This window comes from Microbulbifer thermotolerans (genome assembly GCF_001617625.1).
Classification (GTDB): Bacteria; Pseudomonadota; Gammaproteobacteria; order Pseudomonadales; family Cellvibrionaceae; genus Microbulbifer; species Microbulbifer thermotolerans.
In genome coordinates, this window is sequence record NZ_CP014864.1 from 3,408,097 (window position 1) to 3,430,188 (window position 22,092).

The following is a 22,092-nucleotide window of genomic DNA, read 5'->3' on the forward strand; positions in this document are numbered from 1 at the left end:
CTAAAGGTATTTCGCCCCATTCCCGCCGCAGGTTACCAATGTGAGCAGGCAAGGCATCCTGTTGACAGGGGTAACCCATGGGTGTTGGCAAGCGACTCCATTTCCTCCAAAACCTGATCACACGCGGCAGTTTTATCGCCGCAATCCTGACGCTGTGGCTACTTCCCGGCCCGGGACAAGTCCACGCGGCCGAGGCCACAGCTTCCACCGAGAGCGGTGCCAGCAACCCCTTTACACCCTACGGCCGCCAGCACATGCTGTTGCGCGAAGCACTGGCGCGCTACCTGGCACTTGCCGATAGCGAAATCTGGGTCCCCCTGGACGCAGGACAACCCTTGGCGCCCGGCATGCGCGATCCGCGAGTGAAGCAGCTGCGCAGCCTGCTGATGCAGTACGGAGACTACCCGCTTAACGATCACACCGGCGACAGCCACGCCGCAGACGAATACGACGAACGACTGCGGGCAGCCGTGCGCCGATTCCAGCGCCGCCACGGGCTCAAAGCCGATGCCCTGGTGGACAATCGCACCCGCGCGCGCCTGAATGTCCCCCCCGCAAAAGTGGCGAGGATATTGGCCGCCAACCTAAAACGCTGGAGGGAGCTGCCCAAGGAATTGGGGCCGCGCTACATCCTGATCAACATTCCCGACTTCAGCTTGCGGCTAATCGACGGCGGACAGGAAGAGTTCCGCATGCGCGTGGTGGTGGGCAAACCCGAGCACAAAACACCGCAACTGGCCACACGCATGACGCGGCTGGAGGTCAACCCCACCTGGCGGGTGCCGCGAGAAATCGCCCTGCGCGAACTATTGCCAAAAGGCGGCGCCAGCCTCTCTGCCAGTGGTTACCAGCTGGTGAATCAGCGAGGGCGGACGCTCCCCTTCTCTAGGGGCAATATCGCCGCGATCCGCAAAGGCAAGGTGATGCTGCAGCAGCGGGGCGGGCCTGGGAACGCCCTGGGGCGGGTTAAATTTGTCATTCCCAACCGCGAAGCCATTTTTCTCCACGACACCAACAGCAAACACCTGTTCAAACACAGCCTGCGCGCTTTTAGTCACGGCTGTATCCGCCTGGAAAAGCCGCTCGAATTTGCACGCCTGATACTGGCGCAACAAAACGGCTGGAGCGATGCGCGCATCGACCGCATCCTCTTGAGCAATCGCACGCGGGGAGTGGCGCTGGAAAAGCCGATACCGGTTTACATCGCCTACTGGACCGCCTGGGTTGACCGGGAAGGTCTGCTGCAATTTCGCCCCGATATCTACGGCCTCGACAAGGAGGAAACTGCCGATGACGATCCAGGGCGCAAGGAAAATCGACAGCCGGAGTAAGCCATGACACAGAGACAAGCCCGTTTCCGACCGGGCCACTGGCTGGCAACCCTGCTTATTCTGGCGGCGACCGCCACGCCTCTGCTTGCACACACACCAGCGCAGGGGGCGCCGGCACTGGTTCCCGCCGATGTCAGCGCGGCACTGCGCCGCACCGCGGATCGCTACCGCCAGTTACAACAACAGTGGCGGCCACTGTCCGGAGAAATGCCACTCGCCCCGGGGGATAGGGGGGAGAGAGTAACTCAACTGCGCCACTTGCTCGAACTCTATGGAGACTACAAAGGCACACCTGGCCCCCTACCGGAATGGGTAGCGGATCGCCAGCGCTTCGACAGCGCCCTGCAACGGGCAGTGGAGAACTACCAAATGCGCCACGGTCTGGCGGTCACCGGTGTCGCCGGGCCCGCCACACTAGCGGCGCTTGCAGTGCCGCCGAAGGAACGCGCACGCCGCCTGGAGCTAAACGCATCACGCTGGGACAAGCTTTCTCTGCCAGCCGACGGACGCTATGTATTGGTCAATGTGCCGGACTACCGGCTGCAGCTGATCGACAAGGGCCGGGTGGCCCTCAGTATGAAAATCGTGGTCGGCAAAACCAGCAGCCGCACCCCCGAACTGAAGAGCCGCATCACCAACGTGGTTTTCAACCCCACTTGGACTGTGCCGCGCAATATACTGCTCACAGAGCTGCTACCCAAGGCGCGCAATAATCCCGAGGCCATGCACAAACGCGGTTACCGGGTAATCAACTATCGCGGCGGCGATATTGCCCCCATCTCCGACGCCAGCATCGCCCGCGCCGCGGAGGGAGGTGCCACGTTGCGCCAGCTGAGCGGCCCAGACAATGCCCTGGGAAAAGTGAAATTTGTGATCCCCAACAACCAGGCCATATTTCTGCACGACACCCTGGCCCACAGCCAGTTCGCAATGCAAGAGCGCGCCTTCAGTCACGGCTGCGTACGCCTGGAAAAACCGGAAGAGTTGGCCTACGCACTGCTGAATTCTCAGGGGTGGGACAGAACCCGTATCGCCCAGACCGCCACCGGCAACGAGACACTCAACGTCAGAGTCGACAAGCCTCCACGACTCTTTATCACCTATCTCACCGCCTGGGTGGATAACGAAGGACGCCCGCAGTTTCGTCGCGATATTTACCATTTGGACACCCCGTAGCCCACCAACAACCCCCTCGGCGCGGGAACTCCAGCGGTTGTGGAGCAAGCCTTGGGGCGGGTATGCCACAGCCCCCGAAAAACGACTGCAGGGCACGGTTTAGCACTGATCAGTCACAAAAAAATTTTTTTTCAATGCAATCGCAATAAATGACAACGCTGTCTCCATTTCTGGATTCCAGCCACCGAAAATACCCAGATTTCCCAAGAACCCACTTAGTCTGAGAGGAAACAAAATCCCAAGACTTTCCTAGGACTGTTTGCGAATTAGCACTGATCAGTTTGTAACCACAGGTTATTTTTTGTACATTTTCGCCGTACCCAGAGCCGCAACGCGCGCCAAGGGAACCCCATAAAAGAGATCCACGACGAGGCGGAAACCGGTATGAAAAATCCATCCAGACGTCGATTCCTGGCAGCAACCTGCGCAACAGTTGCGGCGGTCAGTGCCGGGCCGACTTTTGCAAAAGTGGGTAAATCCCGCACATTGAAAATGCGCAACCTGCACACCGGAGAGAGGCTGAGCACAGCCTATTGGGCAGATGGTGGCTACTTGAGCAGCGGCCTGAAGAAATTCAACCGTCTGCTGCGCGACCACCGCGCCAATGAGGTGACGCGCATGGACCCGAAGCTGTTTGACATTGTCTACAAGCTGAAGGAAAAGCTGAACTTTAACGGCGAGATCGAAATCATTTCCGGTTACCGGTCTCCCGCCACCAATGAGAAACTGCGCGCCATGGGGCGCGGGGTTGCCCGCCGGAGTTATCATACCCGCGGCATGGCACTGGACATCCGCATGCCCGGTGTGCCGCTGTCCAAGCTCCGCAGGGCCGCACTGGACCTGAAAGCGGGTGGCGTGGGTTACTACCCGAAGAGCAACTTTGTACACGTGGATACCGGCCCGGTTCGCCGCTGGTAATCCCACCTCACCCCTCAGAGCCGCCGGGCAACCCGGCGGCTTTTTTCATTGCACGGCTGCGCCCCGAAATGTCCGAAACCGCCCGCTGAAAGCCCTTAACGACCAGCCTCACGACCATTGCGACCGCGTAGGATCATGTCCTCAATTGACACAGGAGAACAGCAATGGCAAAAACGGCCCTTCTGGTCATCGATGTCCAGGATTCCTTCCGCCACATGCCCTACTGGGACGACACAGGCTTCGACATCTACCTGGAGCGCCTGAACCGGCTGATCCGCCACGCCCGCAACCAGGGCTGGCAGGTGGTTCATATACTCCACGAACGTAGCGGCAGCCCCTTCGATCCGACCGGACCACTGGTCAGATCCATGAACGGCGTAGACAGGCGCAAGGGCGATACCGAATTCCGCAAGCGGGTACACAACGCACTGACGGACAGCGGGCTGCACCAATGGTTGGAGGAGCGGGACATAAACCGGCTGTTGATTGCCGGCCTGCGCACCGAACAGTGCTGCGAGGCCACCGCCAGGGTGGCCAGCGACCTGGGTTTTGAGGTGGTATTTGTCACCGATGCCACTCACACCTTCCCGATGCGCCACACAAGCAGCGGTGTACTCTTCGGCGCCGAAGAAATCAAACTGAAAACCGAACTGGTACTGGAGAACCGATTTGCCCGAATCGCCCGAGTGGCAGACTTCACCGCGACCGCGACCTGAACACCTTTGGTTTTTGCTACCGCCCGGCGTCCACCTGCTGGACCTGGCCGGGCCAGCACAGGTACTGACACATCAGCGGCTCGGCGGCGTGCAGCCCCACTTCATCGGAAGTTCGAAAGAGCTCTGCGCGGCCCAGGGGCTGGCGCTGTATCAGTTGGAGCCGCTGCCCCGGATACTGCCTCCCCGAAGTTGGCTGTTAGTCATCGGCTGTCAAAAATCGTCCGAGCTACTGCGCAGCGCGAACGGGAGGAGGCTGGCCCAATGGCTGGCGAGGGCAGCGGCCCAATCCGACCTGACCGCCTGCATCTGTTCCGGTGCCCTGCTGGCCGCGCAGGCCGGCTTGCTCGATGGCCGCAGTTGTACAACCCACCACCAACTGCTGACTGAACTGCGCGCGATGGCTCCGCATGCACAGGTCAAAGAGAACTGCCTATTTACCCATTCCGGCAACCTCTGGACCAGCGCCGGCATCGCATCCGGTATGGACCTGTGCCTGCACTTGGTAGCCATGTACTGGGGTTATGAGGCGGCCAATACAGTAGCCCGAGACCTGGTCCTCTACCACCGCCGCAGTGGTGGCGATCCGCAATTAGATATCAGGCTGCAACACCGCAATCACGTCAATCAGCGCCTGCACCAACTTCAAGACCGAATACTGCAGAACCCAGGTTATCCCTGGACGGTGCAGGCACTGGCGGAGGAGTCACACTTGAGCCCGAGACACCTGTCACGCCTATTCAAGGAACAGTTGGGGCTATCGCCAAAAAGCTACCTGCAGCAGGTTCGGCTGGCTTATGCGGAACAGTTATTGCGTGAGGGCGGCATGACTGTGGACCAGGTGGCGGAGGCGGTAGGTTATGAGTCCGCCCGCCAGCTGCGGCGCCTGTGGCACCGGTATCGAGGCGGGCCTCCGAGCCAGTCTATCGGCAAGGAAGCTCCCGTAACGTACAGAAACTCTGCGGACAGATAAGAGGCTCAGAGGTTGGAGCGGGCATTGCCGGCCCTGGGTATCGGGCCGGGCGCTACAGGGAAGTGCGCGTCACTTGCGAACTGTTCACACCACTATCTGAGCGCCCACAGCGCAGTGAAGCGCTCGCGCGAATTCATCCGGCCCCAGTCTTCAGTCTTCGGGTGGAAGACTCACCGGAGTCATCTCATCGTCGTCCGCCGGCACACTGGCCGAGCCCGACATCAACCCGGCGAGCTGCTCCATCAGCTGGCGCGCCTGGGCAAGCTGTCGCAGTTCCGCCAGCTCCACCGGGTCCTCCATTTTCAGCATCAACGCCTCCAGCTGAGCGAATGTCTGTGTCAGAGCAGCAGCCTGGTGGCGGTCCAGCAGCAATTCTGCCAATCCCCCACCTTCGGCGGGTACCCAGTTATCCCGGAGCACAGCCAGCATCGCCAACATCGCTTGTTTGGAATCCGCCGCACGGGGACTCTCCACATCGCTTTCGGAGCTCTCCGGCAGGCGGCGCAGCAATTCCTCGTCGACGACGGCAATATGGGCGGAACGGACCTGTTGCAGGCGCTCGGCCGGCCTCAGTGCCAGGTAGTGGCGCGATAGATCGTTGGCGGTGGCAGGCCAACGGCGCGCTAGCCCATCCATATCCTCGGCCATGGCGCGGCCGATCAGGCGGGTCAGCTCACGCCGGCGGTTGACCGCCAGAGCCTCGGGCTTCTCCCCCTCGCTGACGGCCTTGAATTCGCCCGCGGTGCGCTCGCCGGTGGGCCCCCAGAGCATGACTTCCATCGCGTGAAAGCCGGTGCTTGCTTCCTCGTGCGCGGTCAACCGGTGTTGTTTACGCAGGTTAGCCAGGGTCAAGTCAATCGCCGTGTCATTGACGATACCGCTGTCCGAATAACCGGGGACAGTGTCCAGATAACCGGGCTGAACCGGCCAACTGTCCAGCGCCAGCTGCAACGCCCGCCCCTCGCTCTGAAGCGGTGCCGGCGCGAAAGCCACGCGCATGTATGGCAGCGCGGCGGCAAATCCCCGATGCGCCTCCAGCCAAGCCAGTTTAGCCGCTTCCAAATGATCCTCGCTGGGGCTGTCGAGCAACGTAACCACGGCGCGTTCCAGCGATTCCAGCGCGCCCTGAGCGTCGCTCACCGCGGCCTCGCCTGCCTCCCAGAAGGCTCGGGACAGTTCTTGCGCCGCCTGCTCATTAACCACCCGCGGAGCCGGCGTGCTTATCTCCGGCTCCGGCACCTCACGGCGGGACTCACAGGCCGAAAGTCCCGTCAGCAGCGCCAATAACAACACCCATTTTCCACGCCCTGTCATTTTTCCGCCCATAAAATTCCCCAAAATTTCCCTGCGCGGCACATCGATTCTCCTCTTTATCCACCAGAGCGGAGACTGATAATCGGCCAGCCGCGGCGCTCGGCCTCCGCACTCAGGCGCGCGTCCGGGTCCACCGCCACTGGATGATCGACTTCCTGCAACAGTGGAAGATCATTGATGGAGTCGCTATAAAACCACTTTTCTGCGGCGGAGAACCCCGGATTGTGCGCCAACCACTGATGCAGCCGCACAACCTTGCCGCCCTGGTAGCAGGGTTCACCAACCACGCGCCCGGTAAAGCGGCCCTCCACTTCCTCGGGCTCAGTGGCCAGCAGCGTGTCCACTCCCAGGCGCTCGGCGATCGGTTCCACCACGAAACGGTTGGTTGCGGTGATAATCATAATGTGGTGGCCCCGGCGGCGGTGACGGGAAATCAAATCCTCCGCCTGCGGTAGCCAGATCTCGCTGACCACCTCCTCCATAAACTCCCGCTGCAAGTTGTTGAGCTGACCGCGGGACAGCTGGGCCAGCGGCTCCAGAGCGAATTCCAGATAGGCGAAGATATCCAGCTCACCGCGCTGGTAGTCCCGGTAAAAGTTATCGTTCAGAGCACGGTAGCGCTCACCGTCCACATGTCTCCGCTCCACCAGGAATTCACCCCAGGCATGATCGCTATCGCCGCCGATCAAGGTGTTGTCGAGATCGAAAATCGCCAAGTGCACCGCGCACTCCCTCTTCCACTATAGATATTCCGGCGCCAGGCCGGCGGGCAATTTTACCCCGCCGGCCCGCACTTCACACGGCACAGTTCACCGAATTGCCGTAACCCCTCCCGCTGTGGAACAATGTGGAACAAGCTTGCGCGGCAAACGACCGCGCACAATAAATTTGAGGACGGTATTTTGGGCGACGGCAAACCGGCGCAAGCCGGGCGAAATCACCGCCGCAGAACCGCCAAGCAGTCCAACCGCATCGAGAACTCCGGCAACCACAGGAAAGGCCGGGGAAGCGGCAGCGACGGCAGCAACAATATCGACGCCGAGGGCTTCCGCCCCAATGTCGGCATTATTGTGCTCAATACCCGCGGCCAGGTGCTGTGGGCACGGCGGGTGGGTGGCAAAGACGCCTGGCAATTCCCCCAGGGCGGAATCAACCCGGGAGAATCTCCCGAGCAGGCGCTGTATCGGGAACTCTACGAGGAGGTGGGGCTGACCCGCGACCAGGTCAGCCTCATCGCCTGCACGCGCGGATGGCTGCGCTACCGCTTGCCGAAGCGGCTGCAGCGCAAGCGCTCCGAACCTCTGTGCATTGGCCAGAAGCAGAAGTGGTTCCTGCTCAAGCTGGAGGCGCCGGACAGCGCCATCGGCTTCGACAACGGCTGTAAGCCGGAATTCGACCACTGGCGCTGGGTCAGTTACTGGCACCCCCTCAGCAAAGTGGTGAGCTTCAAACGCGAAGTATACCGGCGCGCGCTGACCGAATTGGCCCCGCAGCAAATACAATTGGAGAGACGCTGGCTGCGAGAGCACGAGTAATATCGTCGCGACCGGTGAGTCCTCTGCCGAACAGACGGCAGCTAAACTACAAATCCACCAGACGACGAGGATAGGCCTTTGCTCGGATCTCTGCGCAGTATCGTTCAGGAAGTCAACGCGGCCCGGGACCTGTCCGCGGTGCTCGATATCATCGTGCGCCGGGTGCGCGAGGTGATGCGGACCCGCGTCTGCTCCGTGTATCTGCGCGACAAGCAGTCCGGCGACTATGTCCTCATGGCCACCCGTGGCCTGAACCCGGACGCCGTCGGCCAAGTGCACCTGGCGCCTGGCGAGGGTCTGGTGGGCAATGTGGTCACCCGCGAAGAGCCGATCAACCTGGAACAGGCCGAGGCTCACCCCGCCTATCAGTATTTCCCCGCCACCGGTGAAGAGCGCTTTTCCGCTTTCCTCGGCACCCCCATTATTCACCACCGCGAAGTACTCGGCGTACTGGTGGTACAGCAGGCGGAAATGCGTCGCTTCGACGAGGGGGAAGAGGCCTTCCTGGTCACTCTGGCCGCCCAGCTGGCGGGCGTCATCGCCCACGCAGAGGCCACCGGCGCCCTTGCCGCCATCGGCCAGCAGCGACGCGAAGCAAAATTCAGCGGTATCGCCGCCTCCCCCGGGGTCGCCATCGGCCGGGTGCATATTGTCGCGCCGCCAACCAACCTGGCATCTGTCCCCTACTCCTGCTGTATCGACGTGGATGCCGAGCTGGCACTCTTTCACACGGCCCTGGCCAGTGCCCGCGAAGAGATCCGCGACGTGGGCGAGCGCCTGAAGGATCAGCTGAGCCGTGAGGAGCGCGCCCTGTTCGACGCTTATATCAGCATGCTGGACGACAACTCTCTGACGGCGGAAGTGTGCGACCGCATACGCCAGCAAATCAGCGCGCCGCGCGCCTGGGCCGAGGTGATGCTGGAGCATGTGCGCCGTTTTGAAGCCATGTCCGACTCCTATTTCCGCGATCGCGCAGCTGACGTGCGTGATCTGGGCGCGCGAGTCCTGATGCACCTGCGCAGCGAGCAGCAGAGTCGGCGGGAGTTCAGTGACAACACCATACTGGTCGGCGAAGAGGTCACCGCCGCGGTATTGGCGGAGGTACCACAGGAAAAACTCGCCGGTCTGGTCTCTGTCAAAGGGTCCTCCAACAGCCACGTGGCCATTATCGCCCGGGCCATGGGGCTGCCTTCCGTAATGGGCGTGCAGGACCTGCCCTACGAACAGATTGACGGCGCCGATATAGTGGTGGACGGCTACCGGGGAGAACTTTATGTGCACCCCGGCGCTGAGCTGCGCCGCCGCTACGACAACATCGTCGAGGAAGAGCGTGAACTGGCGCGCAACCTCGATCACCTGGCCTCTCAGCCCGCCGAAACCGCCGACGGCCACCGGGTGCGCCTGATGGTCAATACCGGTTTAATGGCGGATGTGGTGCGCTCCCTGGAGCGCGGTGCCGAAGGGGTCGGGCTCTACCGCACTGAGGTCCCCTTCCTGCTGCGGGATCGTTTTCCGTCGGAGGAAGAGCAGCGGGAAATCTACCGCGAGCAGTTGCTGGCCTTCGCCCCGCGCACCGTGACCATGCGCACCCTGGATATTGGCGGTGACAAAGCGTTGGTTTACTTTCCTATCGATGAAACCAACCCCTTTCTCGGCTGGCGCGGCATCCGCGTTACCCTGGATCACCCGGAGATATTCCTCGCCCAGGTGCGCGCAATGATGAAGGCCAGTCTTGGCCTCGACAACCTGCGCATCATGCTCCCCATGGTCACCGGCATCGGCGAACTGGAAGCGGCCCGCAAATTGGTTAAGCGCGCCCACCGGGAACTGCAGGAGGAAGGCTACGACATCGCCATGCCGCCGCTCGGCATCATGATCGAGGTACCCTCGGCGGTCTACCAGGCCCGCGAGCTGGCCGAACGCGCGGACTTTATCTCTGTGGGCAGCAACGATTTGACCCAATACCTGCTGGCCGTGGACCGCAACAACAGCCGCGTAGCCAGTTTCTACCACCCGCTGCACCCGGCGGTATTGCGCGCCCTGCACCAAGTAGTGGAGGCGGGACACGCTGCCGGAACAAAGGTGGGAATTTGCGGAGAGTTAGCCGGCGAACCCGGTGGTGCCCTGCTGTTGATGGCTATGGGCTATGACATGCTGTCGATGAATGCGACCAACCTGCCGCGGGTGAAATCAGCCCTCCGCGCGGTGAACAAGGCAGACACCGACGAGCTGCTAAAGCAAGTGATGGTCATGGAAAGTCCGGAAGAAATCGAAAAAAGCGTGCAGGCCTATATGAAGCAGGTGGGGCTCAAAGCGCTATTACAGCCGACAGAGGACGGCAACCATAGCGGAAAAGCTGTGCGGAAAGAGTAAAGGATACAAACGGGCAGTACCCTCGCCCGGACAGACCGGGCGCAGGCAAGGCGGAACACCTGCTGACAGCATGGGTGTTCCGCGCGGGGGTCAGCCCTCTTCGCACTCGCTTTGGTAGGCGTCGGCATCGAGCAAATTATCCAACTCGCTCGGATCGCTGGGCTTGACGCGGAAAAACCAGCCGTCGTCGTAGGGAGAGGAGTTGACGGTTTCCGGTGCGTCCTCCAAAGCCTCGTTGACTTCAATCACTTCACCGGACACCGGTGAGTAGATATCACTGGCCGCCTTGACGGACTCCACAACGCCGGCTTCGTCACCAGCCGCCAGAGTGGTTCCCACTTCCGGCGTTTCCACATAAACCACATCCCCGAGGGCGTCCTGGGCGTGGTCGCTGATACCCACGGTGACAGTGCCATCCTCTTCCAGCCGCGCCCACTCGTGGCTGGACAGGTATTTCAGTTCACTGCGAATCTCACTCATTCTGTGATCCCTCGATTAAGTAATTTTATAATTCAGACTTCGAAGTTCAGTTCAAGACGGCCCGTCAAATCACCGATTTGCCGTTGCGTACGAAACAGGGTTTCACCACCTTCACGGACACCAGTTTCTTGCGCATTTCCACTTGCGCCGTGTCTCCCACAGAAACCGGTACCCTCGCCAACGCAATAGAGTAGCCCAGAGTCGGGGAAAAGGTGCCGCTGGTGATAATACCGCGCTCTTCACTGCCGTCCACCACTACCGGTTGCCCGGCGCGCAGCACACCGCGCTCTTTCAAAACGAGGCCAACCAGTTTTTCTTTAACACCCTGGGCTTTTTCTTCCTCCAGCGCAGTCCGGCCGATAAAGTCGCGGTCCTCCGGCTGCCAGGCGATAGTCCAACCCATATTCGCCACCAGCGGCGAGGTATCTTCATCCATCTCGTGACCGTACAGGTTCATTCCCGCTTCCAGGCGCAGGGTATCCCGGGCTCCCAGGCCACAGGGTGCCACACCCGCATCTGCCAGGGCGCGCCAAAATCCGGGCGCATCCTCACCGGACAACATAATCTCCAGGCCGTCTTCACCGGTATAACCGGTGCGGGCGACAAACCAGTCACCGCGGGCCACGCTCTGGAACACCTTGAGATTGTCGATGGCGGAAACCCACTCGATGCCCATCACTTGCTTGACTTTGTCAATCGCGTTGGGACCTTGAATGGCCACCATGGCCAGCTCGGGACGCTCGCTCAGGGAGACATCGAAGGCCTCAGCCTGCCTGGACATCCACTCCAGATCCTTTTCCCGAGTCGCGCAGTTGACCACCACCCGATAGCCAGACTCCTTGAGGTAGACGATCAGATCGTCGATCACGCCACCTTTTTCATTCAGCATACCGGTATAGAGTGCCTTGCCCGTCACCCCATCCAGTTTTGCCACATCGTTGGCCAGCAGATAACGCAGATAATCGCGGGCGCCGTCGCCATCGATATCGACCACTGTCATGTGGGACACATCAAACATGCCCGCGTCAGTGCGCACCTTTTCGTGCTCTTCCAGCTGCGATCCGTAATGCAGCGGCATGTCCCATCCGCCGAAATCCACCATCTTGCCGCCCATGGCGACATGCGTGTCGTACAATGGCGTTTTGTTACCCATCTGATGCTCTCAATCTGCAAGCCTAGAAAGCCGCGTATTCTACCGGCCCCACCGCCAGTGATACCAGACGGCGCTATGCTGCAAGCCTAGCAGGCACCGGGACTATAAACTGCTTTCGGCCGCGCTTGCCGCCAAAGATTCCGCGCGGCCCAGTAAATTCCATAAATGCATATGAGAGCGAATAAATATAACAATATGAAATATTGATCTCTCGCACACCGCCAGCGCGGCTACCCATCCCGTTATCCCGCACTGGACTGGAATCGCGCTGCATACCGGCGATGGCCGCTAGCGGCCATCGCCGGTTCCATCAGTGTGCCCGTGCCACCGCACGCTGGATTTCCGCGAAGGTCGGCACCCTGTCGATATCAATCTCGACCTGCAGGCGCCTGCCCACTTCCGCGACACTGATCAGTCCGCGCACATGGTGATTGTGCTGATCCACCAGCAGACAGTGCCGCTGGCCGTGCTGGCGCATCGTCTCCAGCACGTCGCGGATACTGCTTTTTTCCACCTGTGGATAACTCAGTATTTTCAGTTCACTGCGGGGGCGCATGAAATCACCGACCGTCAGTTCGTGGCGCGGCACACCGGCAGCCACCCACTGCATCACCTTTTGATAGCTGAGATCCTCCGCGGTGAGCAGGCCGGCAAACGCACCGTCTCTGTCGAGAACAAGCAGTGCGTTCAAACGTCCCGCGTCCATCATCTGAGCGGCCTGCATGGCAGATACCGATGGCGTCACCAGGGCCGGGTGATGACTTTTGAAATCGGTGACAAAACACAGTGCGGGGGAGTCCAGGGTAAGCTCTGTAAACTCTTCGGGGAAAACCAACCTGTCGCGATCCTGCAGTTGAGAAACGTTCAGTTTTTTCATGGCAATAACTCTCTGTGAGGCACATCCAACAGACATGCCAGAAATCGAATGCGCTTTGGCAGCGCAGCAATAAAAATTGGGAAATAAATGGAGTTATGCCGGAACGGGAGGAGCGCGTATGGCGGGACATGCGCGATAGGGAATTCGCGGCGCACGCCGGGTAGAAAGGTCACGGGTTGTTAGAGCCGCACACGGCAAGGCCGCCGGGTCGACAGCTTTGTGTAAATCCTCGTTGCCGCCCCCTTCACCCGCCGAAGAATCGATACCGCTGTCCGCAAGCTGGATAACAGCGGAATCGTCGGCCTGGAAAACATTCGCACCGGGATCGGCCTGCGCTACCGCACATAGCAGCAAAGATTGAAGTATGAATATGCAGATCCCAGTATGCACTATGGCGATTCCAGAAAACTATCTAAACCTGGGACACATCTATCGGGGCGGGGTTCCGCGATTTCAACCACCGGGGCGATGCTGTTCCCCACTGCTCTCTTCATCCAAGGCCTTTGCTCCCTCTTCTGCCTCGGCCGCCTTATCCACCCGCAGACCGTGACGCTTTGAACGCAAACGCCACAAGCGCCTGGCCAGCGCCTGGCGGTCCGGGGTTTTGTCCGCCTCGTCAACAATTTCTTCGCCGAGCAGAGTCTCGAGAATATCCTCCAGTGTCACCAGACCTTCGAGACCGCCGTATTCATCCAGCACCGCACTGATTTGCACCCGGCGGGCCAACATTTTCTGGAAAGCCTGGTAGATGGTTGCCGTCTCCGGCAACATCAACATATCGCGACGGTACTCCGCCAGTTTTTTATCCTGCTCGCCCTTGGCATAGGCCAGCAAAAGATCCTGCTTGAGCACGAAACCCACCACGCACTCGGGCGTGCCGCGCTCGTATACAGGGATACGGGAAAAGCGGCTCTTTTCAACATCCTCATAGGCCTCGCCCACCGTATCGTCCTGGGAAAGGGAATAAACAACGGTGCGCGGCGTCATCACTTCGCGCACCGAGTGATCACGCAGGGTAAAAAACAGGTTGCGCAGAATGCTCGACTCGCGCTGCTCCAATTGCCCTTCCGCTTCGCCCAGCTCCGCCATCACCGCGAATTCTTCACGGCTGAATCCGGTCAGCATCGGGCCGTGAGACAGCCCGCGGGTCAACCACTCAGACATTTTCACAAAGGGGTAGAGTATCCACACAAGCCCGCGCAAGGCATAGGCGGTCAGCGGAGCCAGTTGCCGCCAGTAAAAGGCCCCCAGGGTTTTCGGTATGATTTCGGAAAATATCAGAATCAGCAGCGTCAGAATCGCCGACGCCAGGCCCAGGTACTGACTGCCGAAAACCGCCGCTGCCTGGGCGCCAGCACCGGCGGCACCGGCAGTGTGGGCAATGGTGTTCAAAGTCAGTATCGCCGACAAGGGCGCATTGATGTCTTCTTTCAACTTTCGCAGTATGCGTCCAGCCCTGTGCCCCTCGCGTTCAAGCAGGCTGACGTAGGGCGTGGTCACGCTGAGGATGACCGACTCGGCAATGGAACACAAAAAGGAGAAGCCGAGTGCGATGAGAATATAGGTGATCAGTAGAATCATAAAAATCAGCCGGAAGCCGGCTTACCGATAAATTGGTGTGCGCCACCGGCAAGACAGTAAATCAAAGCCAGCAACAAACCGCAGATAAAGCCGCCGATATGCGCGGCGTTAGCGATACCCGTGCCAATAACATAAGTCACCAGGCCACTGGCGCACAACAACAGCCAGCCCAGTGCCAGGGGAACCAGCCCCGCGGGCAGCTCCCGCCAGCCGGGTACCCAGCGCTGCAACAGGAATACAGCGCCCACCAGGGCGTATACCACACCGGACATACCGCCAAACTGAATCTCCGGAGACCAGCAATACTGCGCCAAATTCGCGATCGCCGCGCTGACAAACACCAACAGCGCAAACAGCAAAGTGCCGGCACGGGCCTCCAAGGGGCGGCCCAGGATCCAGATACCCAAGGCATTGAAAAGCGCATGGGGCAGAGAAAGGTGTACGATCGCCGGCGTCCACAGACGCCAATACTCACCCTGCGCCCAGTGCCAGGCAAGGCTCGAACTACCCAATTGGAAGTCAGCACGAGGGTCTGGATAAATCAACAGACCATTCACCAAACCGTAGTGCCGAAGTAACCAGCCGATAAAACAAACGGCGATCAAAACCAGGCTCAGTGGCGTTTTTCGCAACGGCCATCCGCCCAAGGGAAGATCCCCGAGTTCCTCACTATCCTGCTCCTCTGCTTCATCAGACACTGCGCCGGACGCCCGCGCATCTTGTGCGTCGATCGGTTCCAGGCGCACTGTGGCGAGATCAATCTCACCGGCATCCCAACGCCGCAACAGCGGCAACAGGAGTTCAGCCAGCTGCGGGTCAGGCCCGCTTAAAACCTGGCAATTGTTTTCCTCGGTTATACGCAAGGGCAACCGGTGGCGGCGGATAAAGTGCGCCAGATCGGCAAGGTCTCTGTCGAGGGGAAATTGGTAAATCGGTATCCAGTGGCTCAAGGTTATGATCTTTTATTGATAGCGCGCCAGCGGCAGTTATCCGGGCCCACCCCTATATTGGACTCAGCCTCTGGGGCTCTTAGCCCCAACGGGTAGCGTTTTTGCAAACGCCACCCCTATTGTGCGCTCCCCCTTTGTGCGAAGAGATCGCAGGATAAGCTCCCCGGTGCATCACACAGCCATGGCGCGCAGGATAATTCGCTTTTTCAACATGGGGCTTGCGTCCACCATACTCAAGCCCGTATTGCGCAACCAGCGCCAGTGCAGATCGCCGGCGCCAAAGAGAGACTTGAAGGTGCTCATGGCCTTCAGGGTGATGGCGTTGTCGCCGCGGCGGCGACGTTGGTAACGGGCCAGCACCGAAGGGTCCGCCAGCCCCAGTCCACGTTTCAGGGCGCGGCCTATTTCATCACTCAGGACACGCACATCCTGCAACCCCAAATTCACCCCCTGTCCCGCCAGGGGGTGAATGTTGTGGGCGGCATCGCCAACCAACACTGCGCCGGGGCCAAAGTAGGACTCCGCATGGCGCGCACGCAGTGGAAACGACAGCCGATCGCCGACAAACTCCACCTTGCCGAGCGCACTTTCGAAGGCCTTCTCCAGGCTCAGCGCGAAAGCGGCATCATCCAACATGACCAATTCCCGCGCCAACTCCTCGTCCGCGGACCAAACGACCGCGCAGTGATTGTCGTCGCCGAGTCCGGCGAGCGGCAGAAAAGCCAGAGGGCCGGTCTTCAGGAAGCGCTGCCAGGCAGTGTGGCGGTGTGGCTTTGCACAGCGGACTACGCACACCAGCGCCGTCTGGTGGTAGTCGGTATCCTGACAGCGAATGCGCAACAGGTCCCGCACTTTGGAGCGGGCGCCGTCGGCGCCGATCAGCAGGCGAGTGCGCACGACTTCTGCGCGCTCCTCCAGCCCCTCAGGCATATCGGTGCGACCACTGCGCGGCTGCAGATGCCAGTGGCCGCAGTCTCGCCACCAGCTCTCCAGGCGGAAGCCACTGACCAATTCCACATTGGGCAGCGCCTCCAGGCGCGCGCGCAGCGCCGCCGCCACAACACCGTTTTCGACGATATGACCCAAATTCGGCAACTGCACATCCCTGCTGTTGAAACAGACGGAGCCAGTGCCTTCCGCGTCCCACACACGCATCTCCGTGTAGGGACAGGCCCGCAGGCCTATCTCTCCCCAGGCACCGGCCTCTTCCAGCAAATCCCGGGATGCCTGTGTCAGGGCGACCACACGCGCATCGTAGTGCTCATCCGGCACCTGCGGCGCTTCGGTGGCCGCCTCCAGCACGGACAACTGTAACTGCGGGTGGCGCACCGCGAGCAGCGCAGCCTGTGCCATGCCCACCATGCCGCCGCCGACAATCGTGATATCCTGACGTTTTCGGTTCATAGGGTATCTGCCCCGCTTATTAGTCCCGGCTGACAATTAAAGCCCAAATCCCGCGGCCTGGCCGACAAAGCCGGCGCGCAGGGGTGGTGTCAGCGCCAGCGCCAGCAGGCCGGCTTGGCGCAGTCCCCGTGCGAAGAGCCCGGGGGAAGCGAAGAGCGGCGGTATTCGGTCACTGAATCCGATCGTCAATTGCTGGTCCAGGCGACGATCCCGTCCATAGGCCTCCAATAATTCTAGACCTACAGTTGAATTTTGCGCCAAATCAGCACCCGCCAAGGCACGCGCCAGACCGTAGCAATCCCGCAGCGTCAGATTGAAACCCTGGCCCGCCACAGGGTGCAAAAAGTGTGCGCAATTCCCCAGCAATACCAGATTCCGGCGCCACTGCTCCCGCGCTAGAGACAGGCTTAAGGGGTAGTCGCTCACCCTGCCCGCACGCTCAATACGCCCGGCGCGCCAGCCAAACCTTTTCTGTAACCGCGCGATGAATTCATGCTCCGGCAGTTCGCGCAGAATTGCCGCATCCTCCTCTGAGCAGGTCCAAACCAGCGCCATGCGATGACTGCCATCCCTCCGCGGCAGCGGCAACAGAGCCATTGGTCCAGCATCGGTGAAGCGTTCATAAGCCGTACCGCGGTGGTCCCTTTGCACCCCCAGGGTAGTGACCAGCGCGCGCTGACGGTACTCAATCCGTTCAGTGACGATACCGAGCCCGCGGCACAGCGGCGAGTCAGCACCGTCCGCCACCACCAGAAGCCCCGCCTGCAACTGGGTATCGGGGCAACCCGCTCCCGCACTCCAGTCCAGCTGGGCCCCGTCCGCCACCATCCGCACCCTGTTAACCCGCGCAGGGGCCAACACCTGCGTTTGTGTCTGTGCCAGTGCACGGTGCAATACCGGTCCCAGGGCGGCATTTTCGACCACCGCGCCGAGCATACCTGCAAAGCTGGCCCGCGGCTGCTGCGCCGCGCGCATCGACATGCCACAGGGGCGGCCGCGGTCACTGACCTGTATTCTCTCGATCGGCGCGCAGTAGTCCCGCAACTGATTCCACAAACCCAGCTCGGAGAAAAGTTGCAGGCTGCCGGCGGCGATCGCCGTAGCGCGGGTGTCGAAGCTGGGCAGCCGCACGCTGGCGTCCGCATCGGGCAGCGCGCGCTGCTCCAATAGCGCTACCGAAAGGTGCGGGCAGAAATGGGCCAGCATCAAGGCCAGGCTGGCACCGGCCATGCCGCCGCCGACGATGGCCACGTCGACCCTTTGTTTATTCGCTCCGGTCACCACAGTTCCTCCTGTGCCAGGCTTTGTCCCTGGCGCATGGTGTATTCGATTTCCGCGACCGTCTTCGGTGCCGCTGCCGACAAAACGATCGGACCTTGTTTCGTCAGCGCCACATCATCTTCAATGCGGATGCCGATGCCGCGGAATTTCTCCGGCACTGCTTCGTCGTCCGCCGCGATATAGATACCCGGTTCCACCGTCATTACCATCCCCGCCTCCAGCTGGCGCCACTGGCCGTGCACCCGGTAGTCACCAGCGTCATGCACATCCATTCCCAGCCAGTGGCCGACGCGATGCATGTAAAAACGGCGGTAGGCGCCCGACTCGATCAGCCCTCCGAGATCGCCGTGCAGCAATCCCAGATCGATCAGCCCCTGGGTAATCACCTCGACACTGGCGGCATGGGGTTGATCCCAGTGATTGCCCTCGCGGATCTGCTCTATGGCTTCCAACTGTGCCGCCAGCACGATTTCGTACAGCGCCTTCTGAGCCCCGCTGAATCGGCCGCTGACCGGATAGGTCCGGGTGATATCGGCGGCATAGTCGCGGTACTCGCAACCGGCGTCCACCAACACCAAGTCGCCATTTTTGAGTGGCGCACTGTTGCTGCAGTAGTGCATCACCAGTGCATTGGCGCCGCCGCCAACGATGGTCGGGTAGGCCGGCTCACGGGCTCCAGCGGCGACAAAGGCGTGCAGTATTTCCGCTTCCAAATGATACTCGTACAACCCGGGTCGACAGCAGGCCATAGCGCGGCGGTGCGCCTCGGCGCTGATCTCGGCCGCGCGCGCCATAATGCGCAGCTCGGCGGCGCTCTTTGAAAGGCGCAGGTCGTGCAACAGGTAGTCCAGGTTGACCATTTCCGGGCTGCCCGCGTTGCCCGGTGCGGCGTCTATGACCTGCAAGTATTGCTGCAAACGGCGATCCAGTTGAGGAAAACGGCCCATGCTGTAGTAAATGCGGCTGCGGCCCTCCAGTAATCCCGGCAGTATGTCGTCCAGGTCTCCGATCGGAAAGGCGTCGCAAAGGCCGCACTGCTCGGCTGCGCGCTCGGGCCCCAGGCGCGGGCCGTCCCACATTTCCTTTTCCGCGTCGCGCTCGCGGCAGAAGAGCAGGGACTCTCCCTGAGGGCGGCCAGGGACCAAAACCAGCAGCGCCTCCGGTTCGTTAAAACCGGTCAAATAGAGAAAATCGCTATCCTGTCGGAAAGGGAAATAGGTATCCCGCGAGCGCAATTGCTCGCGCGCGGCCGGCACTATCGCCAGACTGCCCGGTGCCATGCCGGCGACCAGGCGCGCGCGGCGACGGGCATATTCCGCCCTGCTAATACCGGATGGAGCGTGTTTGGCACCGGTCATCAGTGCACTGTGGGGCCGGTTTTTTTTCCGCGCACCTCGGTGAATATATTCAGTACCGCCACGCGCACATATTCCTGCAGTTCCAGCAACTGGTTTTCCGCCTCCTCGGTCTGCTCGGCGCCCTCGGCGTCCACCTGTGCGATGGCGCCTATATCCCGCAGCGCTTCCTTGCTGGTGGGCTGCAGCTCGCCTCGGTGTGCGCCCACTCCGAATCCATGCAGAAATCCCTGACACCAGTGGCCCAGCGCCAGAGTTCGGGCGCCGATGTCTTCGTCCTCGCTGAGCAGCAATTGAAAATCGAAATCGCTGTCCTGCAGCCGCAGCTCACTCTCCCGCGCTAATTGCAGGAAATCCCGGTTCAAGTCGGCGGGTACCGCATCCAGTTCGAGCAACGCGCCCAATTCCTTTTGCCAGCGGCTTTTATCCGGTGTTGTGCCGGCGGCCAGAACACCGCAGACAAATCCGTGCAGTTCGCTGGGGTCGGCTTCGCCGCCGGCGGCGAGTATGGCATTGGCGAGGGTTTCAAATTCTATCGCTGCACGCGTCATAATTACCGCTCAATATCGTTTCAATGTGGTCAGACTTTGCCCAGCGAAATTCGGAGGGACAAAATTTGTGATTCGCTGCCCGGACGGGACAATTGACCCGTCCAAACGCCGGCAATATAGTAGCGGAATAGCCCGGCTTACGCAGTCCGTAACGATGCCAGCCGCCGTTTACACAAGGAATTATGAACAAGCTGCAAGCATTAGAAAGCACCGTGGATTCCCTGATCGCCCGCTGCCAGCAGCTGGCGAAGGACAACCGCGAGCTGCGTCGGCAGGAGGCCGACTGGCAGCGCGAGCGCCAGCGTCTGATAAAAAACAACGAGGCCGCCCGCTCACGGGTTGAGGCCATGATCAACCGGCTCAAGGGGCTAGCGCAAGATTCCTGATGGGTGATTCAGCTGCGACCGCCGAAACGGTCACCGTCTCCATACTCGATAAAGAGTACCGAGTTTCCTGCCGCGAAGAGGAACGCGCGGAGCTGCAGGCTTCCGCACGCCTCCTGCACGAACGCATGGCGCGTATTCGCGCCAGCGGCTCGGTGATCGGCCTCGAGCGCATCGCCGTGATGGCCGCGCTTAATATTGCCCACGAGCTTATCCAGGCCAAAGCCGAACTCACCCGGGTGCCGCTGGAGCAGGAAATGCTGGACCGGCTCCAGGAAAAAGTGCAGTCGGCACTGGGCGAACTGGATACTACCGACTCCTGACACCCCCCAATCGCCAATACCAGTTCACGCGTTAATAAACCGCCTATCAACGATCAACCTGCTACCGGGGCCAAATGAAGCTTCGGTAGCGGGCGGGAAGACCGTGCTGTAACGTGACAGTCACCCCGCCATTGCCCGGATGCCTCCGTATCAGTGCTGTATCTCCGCGGACACATCCCGCTATCCAACGGTTTCAAATTTCCATCCCGCGAGCCGCTCTTCAGACCTCAAAGTACTTTTACTGGCAGGAACTCATCTCATCAGAGGTTCTTTAGCCTTTTCTGTCCCGCCGCGTTATAATTTCCTTGCCCTGGGGTGTTGGCCAGTTGACTATGTCCTCGAGCCGATAATCTTGCCCAGGTGGTTTCCAGCGGATGCTGGTGTGCAGGTCCGCCACGTAGCGGAAAGCCTAATGTATCCCGGACACCACCACCTTGAACTTCACGGTTCAAGGCCACGTCTTCAGCCGCACACTCGGGGTTCCCTATTTTCTCCACTTCCCAAAGATGTCCGAGAATCAAGCCCGATCTGAAAAGGCCGAGCTGCGCCGCCACATGCGCAGCGCCAGACGCAGCCTCTCCCCTTACCAGCAGCGCCTGCACGGCCGCGCGGCAGTCAACCGGCTGATCCGCAGCCCCTTGCTGCAATGTGCCCGGCATATCGGTATTTACTGGCCCATGGACGGAGAGCTGGATATCCGTTGGCTCCAGGAGCGCTTCCCGCACAAATATTTCTATCTGCCGGTGTTACCCGCGGAACCGCATCCGCATTTGCGCTTCCGCCGTTGGCACGGCGGCCCCCTGAGCTTCCGCAACCGCTACCGCATTCCTGAGCCTCTGCGCGGACACAGCCTGTCGCCCCGGCGGCTCGACCTCGTGTTGGTTCCCCTGGTGGCCTTCAGCCCCAGCGGCGCCCGGCTCGGCATGGGGGCCGGTTTCTACGACCGCACATTTGCCTTCAAACATCTGCTGCGCGGTGCGGGGCCGGTACTGGTCGGAGCGGCGCACCAGCTGCAGTGTATACCCGACCTGCCCACGGATAGCTGGGATATTCCTCTGGATGCGGTGGTGACAGAAAAGCGTATTTACCGCTGTCGTTAACAAGACACGCAAATGAAAAAGGCCGGACGCGGAAGCGTTCGGCCTTTTTCATTTGCGTGGAAGCGGAGCACTCAGCGAGTCACCACCCCCTGCTGCAGTGCTGCTGGCGGCTCCGGATCCGAGGCGAAAACCTCGGTCAAACCGGTGCTACTCAGCAACACGCCCGCAACAAAGACAATCACGGCGATTGTCAGTGCATCGGATTTCATGGGAACCATCCTGTACGATCACTTGTTTTTGTTTTGAACCTTGTTTTAAGCGTTCTGCCCCGGATTAGACTCAGCTCGGCGCAAAAGTTCAACGGGAATTGAAGATACTCGA

The 22,092-nt window shown here is 60.6% G+C and carries 22 protein-coding genes and 1 other RNA gene; 11 read left to right on the plus strand and 12 right to left on the minus strand.

Features of this window, described 5'->3' with window-relative positions; translation table 11 throughout:
• Positions 1–77 precede the first annotated feature (77 nt).
• The 5 genes from A3224_RS14050 (at position 78) to A3224_RS14070 (ending at position 5,111) form a co-directional block, all read left to right on the plus strand.
• Positions 78–1,331 (plus strand): L,D-transpeptidase family protein, encoded by a 1,254-nt coding sequence (locus tag A3224_RS14050; RefSeq protein ID WP_082817549.1) that lies wholly within the window; start codon positions 78–80, stop codon positions 1,329–1,331.
• Positions 1,332–1,334: 3 nt separating this feature from the next.
• Positions 1,335–2,507, plus strand: coding sequence for a L,D-transpeptidase family protein (locus A3224_RS14055; protein ID WP_067155929.1), 1,173 nt, complete (start codon positions 1,335–1,337; stop codon positions 2,505–2,507).
• Positions 2,508–2,891: 384 nt separating this feature from the next.
• The gene (locus A3224_RS14060) at positions 2,892–3,425 is read left to right on the plus strand and encodes a DUF882 domain-containing protein (protein ID WP_067155933.1); all 534 of its coding nucleotides are present in this window, start codon (positions 2,892–2,894) and stop codon (positions 3,423–3,425) included.
• Between the two features lie 164 nt (positions 3,426–3,589).
• A complete protein-coding gene (locus A3224_RS14065) occupies positions 3,590–4,141 on the plus strand; it encodes an isochorismatase family protein (RefSeq protein ID WP_067155936.1) in 552 nt (183 codons plus the stop codon).
• Positions 4,095–5,111 carry a GlxA family transcriptional regulator gene (locus A3224_RS14070; protein WP_074903923.1) on the plus strand — a complete coding sequence of 339 codons (1,017 nt, stop codon included), beginning with the start codon at positions 4,095–4,097 and terminating at the stop codon, positions 5,109–5,111. The genes A3224_RS14065 and A3224_RS14070 overlap by 47 nt, the downstream gene beginning before the upstream one ends.
• Before the next feature lie 150 nt (positions 5,112–5,261).
• Here the strand turns inward: A3224_RS14070 and A3224_RS14075 are convergent, their stop codons facing one another.
• On the minus strand, positions 5,262–6,437 hold the full coding sequence (locus A3224_RS14075; RefSeq protein WP_231902401.1) for an imelysin family protein: 1,176 nt from the start codon (positions 6,435–6,437) through the stop codon (positions 5,262–5,264).
• 44 nt (positions 6,438–6,481) lie between these two features.
• The gene (locus A3224_RS14080; RefSeq protein ID WP_067155947.1) at positions 6,482–7,147 is read right to left on the minus strand and encodes a histidinol-phosphatase; all 666 of its coding nucleotides are present in this window, start codon (positions 7,145–7,147) and stop codon (positions 6,482–6,484) included.
• A 309-nt stretch (positions 7,148–7,456) separates the two neighbouring features.
• On the opposite strand from A3224_RS14080, the gene A3224_RS14085 reads away from it, so the two are divergent.
• Together A3224_RS14085 and ptsP are read left to right on the plus strand one after the other, a co-directional pair.
• Entirely contained in the window at positions 7,457–7,960 is a 504-nt protein-coding gene (locus A3224_RS14085; RefSeq protein ID WP_082817633.1) for an RNA pyrophosphohydrolase, read from the plus strand.
• Positions 7,961–8,038: 78 nt separating this feature from the next.
• On the plus strand, positions 8,039–10,333 hold the full coding sequence (gene ptsP / locus A3224_RS14090) for a phosphoenolpyruvate--protein phosphotransferase (RefSeq protein WP_067155950.1): 2,295 nt from the start codon (positions 8,039–8,041) through the stop codon (positions 10,331–10,333).
• A gap of 90 nt (positions 10,334–10,423) precedes the next feature.
• Here the strand turns inward: ptsP and gcvH are convergent, their stop codons facing one another.
• The 9 genes from gcvH to A3224_RS14135 form a co-directional block, all read right to left on the minus strand.
• Positions 10,424–10,813, minus strand: a complete 390-nt coding sequence (gene gcvH, locus A3224_RS14095) for a glycine cleavage system protein GcvH (RefSeq protein WP_067155953.1) — start codon at positions 10,811–10,813, stop codon at positions 10,424–10,426.
• Positions 10,814–10,877: 64 nt separating this feature from the next.
• Positions 10,878–11,966 (minus strand): glycine cleavage system aminomethyltransferase GcvT, encoded by a 1,089-nt coding sequence (gene gcvT, locus A3224_RS14100; protein ID WP_067155956.1) that lies wholly within the window; start codon positions 11,964–11,966, stop codon positions 10,878–10,880.
• A gap of 310 nt (positions 11,967–12,276) precedes the next feature.
• Entirely contained in the window at positions 12,277–12,843 is a 567-nt protein-coding gene (locus A3224_RS14105) for a CBS domain-containing protein (RefSeq protein ID WP_067155959.1), read from the minus strand.
• A 453-nt stretch (positions 12,844–13,296) separates the two neighbouring features.
• Complete coding sequence (locus A3224_RS14110; RefSeq protein ID WP_067155963.1) at positions 13,297–14,424, minus strand: hemolysin family protein; 1,128 nt, start codon at positions 14,422–14,424, stop codon at positions 13,297–13,299.
• A gap of 5 nt (positions 14,425–14,429) precedes the next feature.
• Positions 14,430–15,374, minus strand: a complete 945-nt coding sequence (locus A3224_RS14115; protein ID WP_067155966.1) for a rhomboid family intramembrane serine protease — start codon at positions 15,372–15,374, stop codon at positions 14,430–14,432.
• Between the two features lie 171 nt (positions 15,375–15,545).
• Positions 15,546–16,778, minus strand: a complete 1,233-nt coding sequence (locus A3224_RS14120) for a UbiH/UbiF/VisC/COQ6 family ubiquinone biosynthesis hydroxylase (protein WP_067155969.1) — start codon at positions 16,776–16,778, stop codon at positions 15,546–15,548.
• 36 nt (positions 16,779–16,814) lie between these two features.
• Positions 16,815–18,059, minus strand: coding sequence for an FAD-dependent monooxygenase (locus A3224_RS14125; RefSeq protein WP_067158080.1), 1,245 nt, complete (start codon positions 18,057–18,059; stop codon positions 16,815–16,817).
• Positions 18,056–19,417, minus strand: a complete 1,362-nt coding sequence (gene pepP / locus A3224_RS14130) for a Xaa-Pro aminopeptidase (protein ID WP_067155972.1) — start codon at positions 19,415–19,417, stop codon at positions 18,056–18,058. Before pepP ends, A3224_RS14125 begins: the two co-directional genes overlap by 4 nt.
• Positions 19,417–19,965 carry a UPF0149 family protein gene (locus A3224_RS14135; protein ID WP_067155975.1) on the minus strand — a complete coding sequence of 183 codons (549 nt, stop codon included), beginning with the start codon at positions 19,963–19,965 and terminating at the stop codon, positions 19,417–19,419. The genes pepP and A3224_RS14135 overlap by 1 nt, the downstream gene beginning before the upstream one ends.
• Before the next feature lie 182 nt (positions 19,966–20,147).
• Here A3224_RS14135 and A3224_RS14140 point away from each other — a divergent pair, with 182 nt between their 5' ends.
• The 4 genes from A3224_RS14140 to A3224_RS14155 all read left to right on the plus strand — a co-directional run bounded on the left by A3224_RS14140 (position 20,148) and on the right by A3224_RS14155 (position 21,771).
• Entirely contained in the window at positions 20,148–20,351 is a 204-nt protein-coding gene (locus tag A3224_RS14140; RefSeq protein ID WP_067155979.1) for a TIGR02449 family protein, read from the plus strand.
• Positions 20,351–20,671: a cell division protein ZapA gene (locus tag A3224_RS14145; RefSeq protein WP_067155981.1), complete on the plus strand. Its 321-nt coding sequence runs from the start codon at positions 20,351–20,353 to the stop codon at positions 20,669–20,671. Before A3224_RS14140 ends, A3224_RS14145 begins: the two co-directional genes overlap by 1 nt.
• 304 nt (positions 20,672–20,975) lie before the next feature.
• Positions 20,976–21,156, plus strand: a non-coding RNA gene (gene ssrS, locus A3224_RS14150) — 6S RNA.
• A 21-nt stretch (positions 21,157–21,177) separates the two neighbouring features.
• Positions 21,178–21,771, plus strand: a complete 594-nt coding sequence (locus tag A3224_RS14155; protein WP_067155985.1) for a 5-formyltetrahydrofolate cyclo-ligase — start codon at positions 21,178–21,180, stop codon at positions 21,769–21,771.
• A 71-nt stretch (positions 21,772–21,842) separates the two neighbouring features.
• Here A3224_RS14155 and A3224_RS17175 read toward each other — a convergent pair whose 3' ends face one another.
• Positions 21,843–21,980, minus strand: coding sequence for a hypothetical protein (locus tag A3224_RS17175; protein WP_175487808.1), 138 nt, complete (start codon positions 21,978–21,980; stop codon positions 21,843–21,845).
• Positions 21,981–22,092 lie beyond the last annotated feature (112 nt).

Excerpts from the sequence above, each read along its gene's own strand:
- A3224_RS14050 (WP_082817549.1), top strand. The coding sequence starts at position 78 with ATGGGTGTTGGCAAGCGACTCCATTTCCTCCAAAACCTGATCACACGC.
- A3224_RS14055 (WP_067155929.1), top strand. The coding sequence starts at position 1,335 with ATGACACAGAGACAAGCCCGTTTCCGACCGGGCCACTGGCTGGCAACC.
- A3224_RS14060 (WP_067155933.1), top strand. The coding sequence starts at position 2,892 with ATGAAAAATCCATCCAGACGTCGATTCCTGGCAGCAACCTGCGCAACA.
- A3224_RS14065 (WP_067155936.1), top strand. The coding sequence starts at position 3,590 with ATGGCAAAAACGGCCCTTCTGGTCATCGATGTCCAGGATTCCTTCCGC.
- A3224_RS14075 (WP_231902401.1), bottom strand. The coding sequence starts at position 6,437 with ATGGGCGGAAAAATGACAGGGCGTGGAAAATGGGTGTTGTTATTGGCG.
- gcvH (WP_067155953.1), bottom strand. The coding sequence starts at position 10,813 with ATGAGTGAGATTCGCAGTGAACTGAAATACCTGTCCAGCCACGAGTGG.
- gcvT (WP_067155956.1), bottom strand. The coding sequence starts at position 11,966 with ATGGGTAACAAAACGCCATTGTACGACACGCATGTCGCCATGGGCGGC.
- A3224_RS14105 (WP_067155959.1), bottom strand. The coding sequence starts at position 12,843 with ATGAAAAAACTGAACGTTTCTCAACTGCAGGATCGCGACAGGTTGGTT.
- A3224_RS14110 (WP_067155963.1), bottom strand. The coding sequence starts at position 14,424 with ATGATTCTACTGATCACCTATATTCTCATCGCACTCGGCTTCTCCTTT.
- A3224_RS14120 (WP_067155969.1), bottom strand. The coding sequence starts at position 16,778 with ATGAACCGAAAACGTCAGGATATCACGATTGTCGGCGGCGGCATGGTG.
- pepP (WP_067155972.1), bottom strand. The coding sequence starts at position 19,417 with ATGACCGGTGCCAAACACGCTCCATCCGGTATTAGCAGGGCGGAATAT.
- A3224_RS14135 (WP_067155975.1), bottom strand. The coding sequence starts at position 19,965 with ATGACGCGTGCAGCGATAGAATTTGAAACCCTCGCCAATGCCATACTC.
- A3224_RS14140 (WP_067155979.1), top strand. The coding sequence starts at position 20,148 with ATGAACAAGCTGCAAGCATTAGAAAGCACCGTGGATTCCCTGATCGCC.
- A3224_RS14145 (WP_067155981.1), top strand. The coding sequence starts at position 20,351 with ATGGGTGATTCAGCTGCGACCGCCGAAACGGTCACCGTCTCCATACTC.
- A3224_RS14155 (WP_067155985.1), top strand. The coding sequence starts at position 21,178 with ATGTCCGAGAATCAAGCCCGATCTGAAAAGGCCGAGCTGCGCCGCCAC.
- A3224_RS17175 (WP_175487808.1), bottom strand. The coding sequence starts at position 21,980 with ATGAAATCCGATGCACTGACAATCGCCGTGATTGTCTTTGTTGCGGGC.